12 protein-coding genes are annotated in these 11912 nt (G+C 45.0%); 5 read left to right on the plus strand and 7 right to left on the minus strand.

What is annotated here, in order from left to right; genetic code table 11:
- Positions 1-40 precede the first annotated feature (40 nt).
- The 4 genes from map to ACRRSW_RS04650 all read right to left on the minus strand — a co-directional run bounded on the left by map (position 41) and on the right by ACRRSW_RS04650 (position 2841).
- Positions 41-814, minus strand: coding sequence for a type I methionyl aminopeptidase (gene map / locus ACRRSW_RS04635; RefSeq protein ID WP_432461019.1), 774 nt, complete (start codon positions 812-814; stop codon positions 41-43).
- Positions 807-1031, minus strand: a complete 225-nt coding sequence (locus ACRRSW_RS04640; RefSeq protein WP_432454373.1) for a ParD-like family protein — start codon at positions 1029-1031, stop codon at positions 807-809. The genes map and ACRRSW_RS04640 overlap by 8 nt, the downstream gene beginning before the upstream one ends.
- A gap of 234 nt (positions 1032-1265) precedes the next feature.
- Positions 1266-2273, minus strand: coding sequence for an A/G-specific adenine glycosylase (gene mutY, locus ACRRSW_RS04645; RefSeq protein ID WP_432461020.1), 1008 nt, complete (start codon positions 2271-2273; stop codon positions 1266-1268).
- Between the two features lie 100 nt (positions 2274-2373).
- A complete protein-coding gene (locus ACRRSW_RS04650; protein WP_432454371.1) occupies positions 2374-2841 on the minus strand; it encodes an Lrp/AsnC family transcriptional regulator in 468 nt (155 codons plus the stop codon).
- Between the two features lie 414 nt (positions 2842-3255).
- On the opposite strand from ACRRSW_RS04650, the gene ACRRSW_RS04655 reads away from it, so the two are divergent.
- Together ACRRSW_RS04655 and ACRRSW_RS04660 are read left to right on the plus strand one after the other, a co-directional pair.
- Positions 3256-3747 (plus strand): GNAT family N-acetyltransferase, encoded by a 492-nt coding sequence (locus ACRRSW_RS04655; RefSeq protein WP_432461021.1) that lies wholly within the window; start codon positions 3256-3258, stop codon positions 3745-3747.
- Between the two features lie 101 nt (positions 3748-3848).
- Positions 3849-4274 (plus strand): GNAT family N-acetyltransferase, encoded by a 426-nt coding sequence (locus ACRRSW_RS04660; RefSeq protein ID WP_432454369.1) that lies wholly within the window; start codon positions 3849-3851, stop codon positions 4272-4274.
- A 129-nt stretch (positions 4275-4403) separates the two neighbouring features.
- On the opposite strand, the gene ACRRSW_RS04665 is transcribed toward ACRRSW_RS04660, so the two are convergent.
- Positions 4404-5504, minus strand: coding sequence for an ISAs1 family transposase (locus ACRRSW_RS04665; protein ID WP_432455729.1), 1101 nt, complete (start codon positions 5502-5504; stop codon positions 4404-4406).
- Positions 5505-6114: 610 nt separating this feature from the next.
- Between ACRRSW_RS04665 and ACRRSW_RS04670 the strand changes: the two genes are divergently transcribed.
- Positions 6115-6960, plus strand: a complete 846-nt coding sequence (locus ACRRSW_RS04670) for a hypothetical protein (RefSeq protein ID WP_432454368.1) — start codon at positions 6115-6117, stop codon at positions 6958-6960.
- A 3-nt stretch (positions 6961-6963) separates the two neighbouring features.
- Positions 6964-8445, plus strand: a complete 1482-nt coding sequence (locus ACRRSW_RS04675; RefSeq protein WP_432454367.1) for a methyl-accepting chemotaxis protein — start codon at positions 6964-6966, stop codon at positions 8443-8445.
- Positions 8446-8765: 320 nt separating this feature from the next.
- Here ACRRSW_RS04675 and ACRRSW_RS04680 read toward each other — a convergent pair whose 3' ends face one another.
- Positions 8766-9614 (minus strand): sulfurtransferase, encoded by an 849-nt coding sequence (locus ACRRSW_RS04680; protein WP_432461022.1) that lies wholly within the window; start codon positions 9612-9614, stop codon positions 8766-8768.
- A gap of 480 nt (positions 9615-10094) precedes the next feature.
- On the opposite strand from ACRRSW_RS04680, the gene tsaA reads away from it, so the two are divergent.
- Positions 10095-10571, plus strand: coding sequence for a tRNA (N6-threonylcarbamoyladenosine(37)-N6)-methyltransferase TrmO (gene tsaA / locus ACRRSW_RS04685; RefSeq protein WP_432454365.1), 477 nt, complete (start codon positions 10095-10097; stop codon positions 10569-10571).
- A gap of 309 nt (positions 10572-10880) precedes the next feature.
- Here tsaA and ACRRSW_RS04690 read toward each other — a convergent pair whose 3' ends face one another.
- A complete protein-coding gene (locus ACRRSW_RS04690) occupies positions 10881-11750 on the minus strand; it encodes a MurR/RpiR family transcriptional regulator (RefSeq protein WP_432454364.1) in 870 nt (289 codons plus the stop codon).
- Positions 11751-11912 lie beyond the last annotated feature (162 nt).

The following is an 11912-nucleotide window of genomic DNA, read 5'->3' on the forward strand; positions in this document are numbered from 1 at the left end:
GTTTACTGGGGCTCATTTAGCGCTGATTTCACCACGACTCTTATCGTTCCTCTTCCCGCAGCGTGAGCACCTCATAGCCTACAGGGGTGACTAAGATGGTGTGTTCCGATTGTGCAGAAAGTTTTTTGTCACGGGTGACGACGGTCCAGCCATCTTTTTTGGTTTTAACTTTTGCGGTACCTTGATTGACCATCGGTTCGATGGTGAAAATCATGCCCTCTTTTAGCTCAAGGCCTCGGTTTGGCGTACCGTAATGCAGCACTTGTGGTGCTTCGTGCATTGCTTGCCCTATCCCGTGGCCACAGTATTCTTTCACGATACTATAGCCACGGCGTTCCGCATATTGTTGAATCGCATGGCCAATATCGCCAAGTTTAGCGCCTGGCTTCACTTGTTTAATTCCAGCCCACATTGCCTCATAGGTGGCTTGGGCCAGCTTTTTAGCTGCTGGTGACGCTTCTGGCATGAGATACATCTTGCTTGAGTCTGCAATAAAACCATTTTTCTCTAAGGTAATATCTAAGTTAATGATGTCGGTCCTTTTTAATCGCTGACTAGGCGTTGGAACCCCATGACATACCACTTCATTGATTGAAGAGTTTAAAACATATTGATAACCATATTGGCCTTTGCTCGCTGGCCGAGCATTGAGATCATTGACAATAAAATGTTCTACTTTGTCATTTATTTCTAGGGTAGAGAGGCCGGGTTTAAGGTAGCGGTCTAACATCTGAAAGACCTGTGTCAGTAGGTGCCCGGCATGGCGCATTAATTCAATTTCACTTGCCGATTTAATCTTTACGCCATTATTCATCGGTATGCGCTTCTTGTATGGCGACTTTGGCGACAGAGACCTCTGCTGATTTGAGTAGTTCTGAGACGATTTGATTGAATGAGCGTTGCGGATGAAGCTCGGCTAGCATCCCAATGCGGATCCAGAATTCAGCTTGTGAATTGATCGAGCGTGACATGACAGAACTGGCTTTTCGGATTTCTTGATGGAGTTCTTCGGAAATTTTAACAATACCCATTTTATATGATTCGCCTGTGAAACGTATACGAATCATATATCGATTTCGTCATGAGTCAAGATAATTGGGCGGAGCCATTGGTGGCGGCTTGCTAAATATTGTTCTCTATTAAAGGGTAAGCCACTGAATCACAGGCCGACCACTAAGCATTGAAGTTAGCTTGAATGAAGCGCCCAAAATACCAGCACTTAGTGAAATGTACTGGCATTTTGAGGCTTGATGCTTTGACTCTATTTACATATTTTTTAAGATGAATTTTTTGATTGGGGTGGGTAAGCCGCGCGCTTCGAGTTCACTTAATGAGACCCAATGTTGTTCCAGATGTGGTTCATTTATTTGATCAACGGACCAAACCTGCGCCTCTAATTTATAGTGGGTAAAGGTGTGTTTAAAGTTTCCTTTTAATTCAGCGCCGATCAACACTGGGTCGAGATGGACCTGCGGTAGGCACCACAGCGCCCCCCAAATCCCCCCTTCACCGCGCCGCTCTAGCAAAATCTTTCCCTGCTCTTCTACCCATAAAAAATGACCGGGTTTGGTGGGGATCACCTTTTTCGGTTTTGCGGTGGGTAGCTGTTCGACTCGTTGGCTTAGAAATGCTGCGCAGCAATCGATAAAGGCACAGTCTTCACAAAGTGGTTTTTTGGGTTTACAGCGGGTTGCCCCCATGTCCAGCAGGCCTTGAGCAAAGGCGCGATTGTGTTGTTGAGGGGTGTAAGTTTCGGCAAGCTGCCACAGTTGCCGGTCAACTTTGCTGGTGCCGGGGACGCCCTCTATTCCAAATAGGCGGCAGAATAGGCGTTTTACGTTGCCATCGACAATTGGACCGTAACGATTATAAGCAAAGGAAGCAATGGCTCCAGCGGTGTAACGACCCACACCGGGGATCTGTTGCAAGGTGTTCACATCTTCTGGGAATTTCCCCTGGCATTCGCTTTGAATATAAATGGCGGCTTTGCGCAGGTTACGAGCGCGAGAATAGTAGCCCAATCCTTGCCAATGGCTCATTACTTGATCTTCAGTGGCTGCGGCTAAGGTCTGCACATTGGGGAAACTTTGCATCCAGCGCTCAAAATAAGGGATCACCGTTTTCACCTGGGTTTGCTGCAGCATAATTTCCGAGACCAGCACCCGATAGGGGCTTGGATCTTGCTGCCAAGGTAAATCATGACGGCCGTGCTGCTTTTGCCAAGCGATTAATCGTTGTTGAAAGTCATCTGAATTCAGCGGGGGATTATTCATTGCCATTGTTTCTCAGTCGCTAGCTTGGAGTCTGAAGGATTAAGGAGCAAAGTGCCTCGGGCTTGATTGAAGCCCCAAGTTTTATGTTCGCGAAAACCTGTTAGCTCATATAGTGGGTCGGTAGAGCGGTGGTACTTTTCATCACTTCCATGGAAAAAGCCGAACTGACGTCGGTAAAAGCCAGCCGCTCGATGAGCTTTTTATACACTTGATCGTAATCATCGATGCTGGGTACCACCACTTGCAGTAAATAATCGACGCTGCCACTCATTCGATGGGCCTCGATAATCTCTGGAATATCCTCGATGGCCTGTTTAAAGAGTGCCAGCCATTGAGGGTCGTGTTGGGCGGTGCGAACACTGACAAACACCGTGACCCCAAGGTTTAATTTTTGGCGGTCGAGCAGTGCCACCTTATGGCGAATAAAACCGGCATTTTCCAATTTTTGTACCCGTCGCCAGCAAGGCGTTGCGGATAAACCGACCCGTTCGGCGATCTCATTTAAGGGAATGCTCACATCCCGTTGCAATAGATTGAGGATTAACTTGTCTTTACTATCTAGTTTCATTTTTCGTTTATGGATGCAAATTGGAAATGAAATACTATTTTCTCCCGCTTTTATCGAACAAACAACCCTTTTATTTATAAGGCTACTGCTCGAAGATTTTAAAAATACTCGCTGGGGCTGAGCAGAATCGAAGACCTTGAAAGCGGTGACATACTCTCGGCTCATTGCACTCGTTTAAACTTTCTAACGCCAGATCTCTCCAAGTGTTTCTGAGGTTGTGCTCTCTCACGTATGCTGAGTGATGCTTTGTCGACTAAAGGTATTAGAGCGATGCTATGGGCTCTTAGGTTTGTAGCTTTTAAGTTGCACTGTAACAGCCGAACTTAGGATTTTTGTTTGGTGAAATGAATTAGATCAAATAACATCGGTTCATAAGCACGAGGCATGATAGGCGATTAACGGGGAAACTGCATATTGGAAATTAAAATTGCTAAAAAAGAAAATGCTGAACTGATACTTCATTTTATAAAGGCCTTGGCTATCGCCGAAGGGTTTCCCTTCGAAGTCACGGTGACTCAAGAGGACCTGGAAAATAATCTATTGAGTTCAACGTCTAATGCTGAGGCCATTATTTTTTATGTTAACAATAAACCCTGTGGATTTGCAGTGTATTACTATACATTCTCGACAACGACAGGACAGCGCGGTTTACATTTGGATGATTTATATATTGAACCCGCTTATCAAGGTCAAGGATTTGGCAAACAGGTTCTGGTTTACTTGTCACATTTAGCCATCGAGAATCAGTGTGCTCGTTTCGAATGGTGGGCCTTAAAAACAAATGATGCCGCGATAAAGTTTTATAAAAATATAGGTGCCCACAAACTTGAAGAAATCAGCGTTTTTCGCTTAGATCTTCAGGGGATTTTGAGTTTGTCTGATGGTGAGCCAATCAGCAATCAATGAGTGACAAGTCACCGTTCATCGATGGGGCACGTTAAAGCGAGGCATCTCAGAAATGTGCGTTTACGACATTCCCCCCTCACCGAGCGTCTAGGAAGTTTAAAATGAAACCCTTATTTCAAGTAGCTAAAAACAAGGATTTTGCCGAGCGTTTGACTCGTCAAAATATGCAAGCTTATTACCAGCAACTTGGGATCCTCTGGGATCAGGCAGCCTTCGATATAAATTGGCATGAGTTTGAAAATTATGAGATTGCTGTAAATCGATGTCCTGTAGGTATGCTTCGTATCAGCCACGATGAGCTTGCTTATTATATTCGAGATCTTCAAATTGAGCCGACTTGGCAGGGGCAAGGTTTGGGCTCTCAAGCGCTCAGTTATGCAATTGAGCTTGCTAGAAAAGCTGATGTCCGATTGCTGAGGTTGTGTGTGTTTGAGACGAATCCGGCGCTTGCTTTATACCAGCGTAAAGGATTTCGGATCTGCAAAACAGAGAGGTATATCCACTATATGGCACGCGAGCTTAACTAAGCCAAAATAATCCCACCGCTCCAGTGACTTGTTTGCTTATTCACAGGCGATACGGTTGGCTTGGCTCTCTTGGCTGAGCATGATCACTTCCCCATTCAGACTACAGGGCGGGAGCATACTTTGATGGATTTATAACCCAAAGAAGACTCGTGCCCGATAATCGTCGCTCCATCCCGCTTTCTTCAACTTCACTTTGTGACTTGGCGCTCCACAATCGCATTGTTTGAGCATGTTCATCACAAAACGTCTAAATAGAGCTATGTTTTCCACCGCTCCGTCTAAAGTAATGCGAGAGTTATCCTCTTTAAAAACAACATCTAATACGTAATGCTGGCTGTTTTCAATTCGCCAATGCTGACGAATATAGTGGCCTAACAATTTGTGATTCGGTGACATTGAGCTTATGTAATACGAGGTATCTACAGTGCCTGTCCCATTTATCACGCGGTGACGTTCCACTGCTATGATGCTTCTTACCGTTGGCCATTTCTTTGCTAACTCTTCGGGCAACTTGGCCTTTAGTTGAAAGACGTATCGCTCTTCGCTACGACCATGGTGTTTTTCTTTAATTTCAGTGACGACCTTCTCTTTACCAGCATCAAAGACGGCTTGAAACTGCTCAACAACAGCCGCTCTCAACTTTGGTTGGTTGTTTTTTACTTGAACGACAACATGAGCCTTCTTTTCTGCGATTTTCTCTAGTGTATCGCGCTGACAATGTAGAGCATCAACGGTGACAACACTGCCTTTTACGTTAATAACATCAAGCATTTGGCGCACAACGCTAATCTCGCCGTTCTTGTTCGCTGTCGGTTTCTGACTCAGAACGAGACCACGTTCAGTATCATAGGCTGTAACCAATTGTAATGCTGTTTTCTTGTTATTTCGGTACGAACCACGCAGTACTTTTCCGTCAAATGCGATGATGGCTCTGTTTTGACTCGTTCGCTGCTCGTTAATCCACAGAGCTAATGCCTCAAGCAAAGACTCCGCGACAACAGAACGCAAAATGCGTGCTATCGTGTGTCGTCTTGGGATCCCGTGTTCAAATGGTCTATATTTCCTCAGCCAGCCCAACTTCTCTTCTCCATAATATTCAATGTCTTGCCAGCCTTCACATCCTGATGCGATAGCACTGATAACAAGGAAAATTACGTCAATAAGGTCATGCTTTTGATTGATGTCAGATCGAGTATCCTCGACGACTGATAAATGTTCAATTATGTTCAAAATAACTATGTAGCTTAGGGTTTAGAGGTATTAGATCATATCTGTTAACAAAGTGCGATCCCGCCCTGATTCAGACTAAGGGCCATTATTTAGTGCCACCCGCCTAAAGTTCGCTAATGGAGAATGTGGCTGTCTTTGCTATCTATTGCTGGTCATTCTTTTTTGTTCGCTGATGCGTTCTTGAAGGCGGGGCTTGTTTATTAATATTCATACTCATCAAAGCGATAATCAATACAAATTCAATCTTTATTTATATTAATGGTTTTGGTTTTTATTTAGGGTTGATTTAAATTCTAGTTTAAAATGTTTTGGTTTAAGAGTAATAACTTAAAGCGCAAGTTTTGAATTCATCTCAACTATTTATCTATATTTAACATGTTTTTATCTTAATGTGTCTCTTTACTTGATAATGAAATAATGTTCTTTTTTGTATTCTTGAATATAGGTATTATTTATTAAATTCAGGGTCACAAAAATTATAATTAATATCTTTTTTATCTTGTTTCATATTCAGTGAAATAATATCGTGGCCTGGTTCGGGCAAGTTTTTCTTCGGGTCTTAAACCCTTTGTTTTACGGTGGGTAATTAAAATAAACGTATTGAGGTTCTATGCTGAAAACAATCTATTTCCTTTGTTTTATCTCTCTGGCGAGCTTTGCAAAACCACTGAGAATTCCCGATACATCAGCGGGCAATATCTTTCCTGCGGTATTGGCTCAAGAAATCGTCAAGCGGAGTGAGCTTTACGACAGCGTTGCCTACCCTTACGGGGCTGTCGGCGATGTCGTCATTACCAAGGCAGTGGCCGATCTGAATGATGGGGGATTAGATTTAATATGGACGGCCACCTCTGCTGAGCGAGAGCAGGAATTAACTGCGATTTATTTCCCTATTTTCCGCGGCATCATCGGGATGCGCCTAGGGATTATTAAACAGCAAAATCGCCAGCGCTTTAGTCAGGTTAACAGTTGGGATGAGATGCGGGAGTATATTCCGTGCCAGGGTAAGCTATGGGCCGACACCGCCATTTTGGAAGCAAATGGGGTGAAGGTGGCCAAAAGTTTGGGTTATCCGAATATCTTTGCGATGGTCGAAGCGGAACGCTGTGATTATTTTCCTCGGGGAATTTTTGAACCTTGGGGAGAGCTGCAACGGGAAGCTCAGTATAATTTAACTGTCGATCCCTATGTGATGCTGCGTTATAAAATGCCACTGTTGTTCTTTGTAAAAAAAGACAATCAGCATTTAGCGGAGCACTTATACGGCATTTTACAGCAGATGTTTGAAGACGGCAGCTATCAGGCCTTATTTCTCAATCACCCAGACGTGAAAAATGCTTTGCAGCAAGGTCAGTTGGCGCAACGCCGTATCTTTGATTTAGACAACCCTTACTTAACTGAAAAAGTGCGAGCCATCCCCCAAGAGTTTTGGTTTGACCCCGTTGTTGGAAATTAATTTATGAAAACTATTACCGCTAAACTCTCTAGTTTACTTGTTGCGACTATCCTGATTGTGGGCCTGCTGGTTGTGGGCGTGTTGTACTGGAATAGCAATGCCAGCCTGACTCAGCAATACGAGCATCAAAAACAAGCCCTAAGCAAACAAATGAGTATTATTCTAAATGAACCGATATTTGTTTATGACTTGGATGTCATTCAAGCGATTATTAATTCTTTCAGTGATGATTCAATGATTGTCGGCATTAAAGTCAGCGATCAACGTGGTAAGTTGATGGCGAAAAGTGTGACTCGTCAAGCCAGTGTTGATGATAATTTAATCATACCGATGGCGTGGGACGGCAAAGCCACCGGTCAAATTGAAGTTGCAGTGACGCGTCAAGTCATGGACTCCGCCTTAATCCAGAAATTACATCAAGAGATTCTCACCATCGTTGTCATGGCGGCTCTAATTCTAATATTAATGATCGTATCGCTGCGTCAGTTAGTGATCCGTCCCTTAGCGGATGTAAATATCATGCTGGCCGGAATTGCCGAAGGTGATGGCGATTTAACCGCCCGGATCCCACTCCAGAGTGATGATGAAATTGGCCAGCTAAGTCGCAGTTTTAATAGTTTTATTCAAACCGTGCAACACATTGTGCAGGATATGGCGGATGCAGCCAGTCACTTAGAGCTGGTATCCGAAAATGTGCGGATGATTAATGATAAAAGCACCGCCAATACCATCGAGCAGACTGAGCTCACCAGCACCTCTTTGGGCAATCTTCAGCAACTGGGAATTGCCACCAAAGACATTGCCGGGAATGCCGCAAATACTGCCAGTAAAACGCAGCAGGCGTATCAACTTTCCATCGAAGGACATCGGGCCATTGATGATAATATTGCTCAGGTAACAGCGCTGGTTGATAACTTAGATAAGACTGCTGAAGATGTAAGTAACCTGAAACAAGTGAGTGATAATATTGGTAGTGTATTAGATGTGATTAAAGGCATTGCCGAACAAACCAACCTCTTGGCCTTGAATGCGGCCATTGAGGCCGCACGGGCAGGGGAGTTGGGACGTGGTTTTGCCGTGGTGGCCGATGAAGTAAGGGCGCTTGCCAGAAAAACCCACCAATCAACCACTGAAATTGAACAAATTATCGGTAATCTGCAAACTCAGGCCGAAACTTCTTATCAAGCCACGCGAGCGGGCAAGGTGATGGTGAGCGAAACCATCAAGTCGGCGCAGGGCACGGGTGAGTCTTTGGTTCAGATTAAGCAAGAAATGAGTTCGGTGAATGACATGGTGAACATGATAGCCAGCGCCAGTGAGGAGCAAGCCAATGTGACCAATGCGGTCACCAAGGATGTGGAATCGTTGAGCCAAGGTACGGCGTCGTTGAGTCAGGACAGTAAGCAGTTACAACAAGCCACCGAAGACTTGCTTGAGGTGAGCGTTCAAATGGTACAACAGGTGAATCGTTTTAAATATAAGTAAGCTGCGTTGAGCGAAGCATTGTGCTGTTTATGCGGATATCGCGCTGAAAGGGGGCATCGATAGGCCCCCTTTTATATATCTATGAGCTGTTAATCGAACTCGCGGTATGTTTGGCCATACTTATGCGTCACCAACTTTGCAGCATTGCTGCTCAGCCATTTGAGGCGCAATGGTGATCTTACTGTTCGTTGCCTGAGGGATTACCGATGAACGCCAAGACCTTTCTTGAACGTTTTTTAATCATTGAAGACCTTCGCCAAGATTGAAAAACTAAGCCAAAATAGTCGCGCCGCTCCAGCTTGTTTGCTTATTCACAGGCGCTACGGTTGGCTTGGCTCTATCGGCAGAGCATGATCACTTCCCCATTCAGACCAAGAGCCATCATAAAGTGCCACCTGCGTGTAGTTCGCTAATAAGGCTGCAACTAAGCCAATACAAGCGGTAATGCCGGAGCCACAAGAGAACACCAGTGGCTTTGAAGCATCTTGTATTACTGCAGAGAACAAGGCTTGTAGCTCGCTTGAACTTTTGTACTTATGCTCATCAAGGGTTTGCTCGAAAGGCAGATTGAGCGACTTGGGAATATGTCCGCTTCGAACGCCTGGTCTTGGTTCTTGCGCTGTACCAGTAAATCGCCCAGAAGCGCGAACATCAATCACACTAAAGTCTTGGCGAGTAAGATTAGCAAGGACTTGTTGCTTGAAAACCAGAGCATCAGTCGAAAAATTTAATGGGGGATAGCTTCCTGAGTGAGCCTTCGTGCGGTATTCCGTGGCGCTTGGGTAGTTTTGTTTCAGCCATTCAGGGAGACCACCGTCTAGTATATAGACCTTCGCGAGGCCAAAAGACTTGAGGATCCACCATGCCCTTGGCGACGAGTAGATCCCTTGGTTATCATATACTACGATGGTGGTGTTGGCGGTGATCCCAAGACTCTCCATCAGCTTCGATACTTGCGTGGATGATGGAAATGCGTGGATCTGCGGACTTGAATGGTCGACTAGCTCGTTAGACAAATCCACATAGTAACTGTTGGGAATGACTGATAATGTCTCATAAACGATAGCTTCTTTCCCAACCACGGATTTCATGCTGACATCGATAATCCTCAGATCATCATCAGCGAGTCGTTGGTATAAACTGGCTGCCGAAATTAATAGACGGTCCATCCTTCCTCCAAAAAAGTTAACGCCACAAGTCTGGTTGTTTCATATCGCTGGCAACAAAGCCCATCAAGCGCCACTCAGGATGGGATATGCGAACGACAAATCTTACAACACCAGCCTGCATAAATGCACAAAAATACTTTAATTTTCTTATGCTTGAAACCAAAAAATAATGTGCTGGTCCAGTCTTGCGGATGCTTGAATGGCGGTCGATAGTAAGCGCTTAGGCTATTCGTGACTGATGTTTAGCAGGATTGATTGTTGGCTTGAGAAAATGAGCCTTCAATCCCGGCTTTGTTCAACGGGGGCATTTGCTGGTCGAGGAGCAATTAATATAAACGGGGCTGAGGGTTCTTGAGCGATCGCTTTCAGAGCGGGGCCAATGTCGCCTCGCTTCAATTGGCGGGCGTGCTGGAACAAGTGCTTGCTTGAGCGTATGGTTATTGTTTATCAAGTTATTAGCGAATAAAAGGAAGTCAGCTGATGCCGCAGATCCAATCCATCGGGGTGATCCATTCTCCCTACCAGTGTTTAGAAGATATGCCGATCCAACCCAAGGGGGCGAGTGAGGTTAAAGGTGAGATCGTGTTAGACCCGCAATATGCCGAGGGGCTGGCCGATCTGGAAGGATTCTCGCATATTTACCTGATTTATCACTTTCACAAAGCCATTCGCACCGAGTTGCGGGTGACGCCTTTCATGGATACTCAGCCCCGCGGGGTGTTTTCTACTCGCTCACCGCTACGACCTAATCACATTGGTATGTCGGTGCTTGAGGTGAGTCAGGTGGTGGGCAATCGGATCTATGTACAGGGTATCGATATCCTCGATGGCACGCCCTTATTGGATATTAAACCCTATATTGCCAAGTTTGATGCGGTAGCACAGAGCCGCTCGGGTTGGCTGCAAGCTAGTGAGCAAGAGATTGTTAATAAGCGTTCCGACCAGCGCTTTGTTTAATTAAGAGCGCGTGTTCGAAAATGAAAGGAGTGGATATCTTAGAATTCAGACCTCGCTGCGAGCATTGTCTTGTTCGTCTATGCTCGTCAGCGGAAGGTTTGTCCAAATTGTGGAAGTGCTTGCGCCTGGACAGCTCCGACTCTCGCGGGATGAGATTAGAGATATGATGTGCTTGATGCTCCGATGAGTCTTAGGTTTGTGTTTAAGCCAGTCGGGCCGCATCTTCAGCAACAGTTGTTTGTGTTGCTCTGAGGAAGGCCGTTAATGGGGCTCTAGGGTGAGGTCGTGCTCAAGCGCACACTCAATCGGCTAAAAAAAATCTAAACGTTTGGCGATTTCCTGCCAGCGTTTGATCCGCTGTTCACTATTGGGGGAGCGCTTAGCAACCGCATCTACCAGCATATTGGTGGTGAGCACTATTCCCCAAGTGGATTCTAAAAATAACCCAGATTTAGATTTTGAATAAATAATATGGGCTCCATATTCAACTGCCCAATGGCAAAACTCATCAGTGATGATGACAATTTGGATCCCTTCTCTTTGAGCTTCTTCACAGAGTTTGCGACTTTCTGCTGCGTAAGGCACCACATCTAAAATCACTAAAGCATGGTAGCCTTGTTGGGAGTGCGGCACCTCTGCGAGCCATTCTGCCAGCATACTATCGTGAGGTGAAAGGTATTGCACCGAGTCGCGAGCCAAAGATAAGCGACGACTAAAATCTTCCGCTGCGCCGCGTATAGATTGAAACCCGGAAACATAAACTTTGCTGGCAGCACTCACGCAAGCAACTAGGCTTTGCCAATGTTCGGTTTCAAATTGCTCATATAAACGCATCATTGCTTGCAGCTCATGTTTGAAATTTTCTCGGTAAAAAGAGTCAACGGGTAGGCGTTGGTTGTCACTTTCTTGTATCGGGATCACTTCTTTTTGCAAGGCTTCTTTGAGGGATGCGATCCCTTGATAGCCAGCCCGCTTTAGAAAACGACTCACGGTAATTTGGCTCACGGCTGCTTTCTCGGCGATGGAAGCCCCAGTCTCGTAACTGATTCGGTCTAGGTTTAATAGAATGAATTGTGCAACTCTCGCTTCTGACTTGGTGGCTTTAGGGATTAAAGCTTGTATTTTTTGAGCGGTGTTGTTGGCGATAAACTCGGGTTTTGAAGAAAAAGTATTTTTCAAAATATTGTCTCCTGTGTCATTAACAATTTATTGCATCATCTCTGTGCGAAACCAAGGCCGATATATCCAAGTTAGTGCATAAATATACAGTTGAACAGTGCTTGCTAGAGAGTGGTTTTTATAACCTATTGATTTTTAAATTAAAATAATATGTTACGAATC

The organism is Agarivorans sp. QJM3NY_25 (assembly GCF_050870875.2).
Lineage (GTDB): Bacteria > Pseudomonadota > Gammaproteobacteria > Enterobacterales > Celerinatantimonadaceae > Agarivorans.

Bases quoted from the DNA above. Each gene is read 5' to 3' on its own strand.
- map (WP_432461019.1), bottom strand. From the start codon at position 814: ATGAATAATGGCGTAAAGATTAAATCGGCAAGTGAAATTGAATTAATG.
- ACRRSW_RS04640 (WP_432454373.1), bottom strand. From the start codon at position 1,031: ATGGGTATTGTTAAAATTTCCGAAGAACTCCATCAAGAAATCCGAAAA.
- mutY (WP_432461020.1), bottom strand. From the start codon at position 2,273: ATGAATAATCCCCCGCTGAATTCAGATGACTTTCAACAACGATTAATC.
- ACRRSW_RS04650 (WP_432454371.1), bottom strand. From the start codon at position 2,841: ATGAAACTAGATAGTAAAGACAAGTTAATCCTCAATCTATTGCAACGG.
- ACRRSW_RS04660 (WP_432454369.1), top strand. From the start codon at position 3,849: ATGAAACCCTTATTTCAAGTAGCTAAAAACAAGGATTTTGCCGAGCGT.
- ACRRSW_RS04670 (WP_432454368.1), top strand. From the start codon at position 6,115: ATGCTGAAAACAATCTATTTCCTTTGTTTTATCTCTCTGGCGAGCTTT.
- ACRRSW_RS04675 (WP_432454367.1), top strand. From the start codon at position 6,964: ATGAAAACTATTACCGCTAAACTCTCTAGTTTACTTGTTGCGACTATC.
- ACRRSW_RS04680 (WP_432461022.1), bottom strand. From the start codon at position 9,614: ATGGACCGTCTATTAATTTCGGCAGCCAGTTTATACCAACGACTCGCT.
- tsaA (WP_432454365.1), top strand. From the start codon at position 10,095: ATGCCGCAGATCCAATCCATCGGGGTGATCCATTCTCCCTACCAGTGT.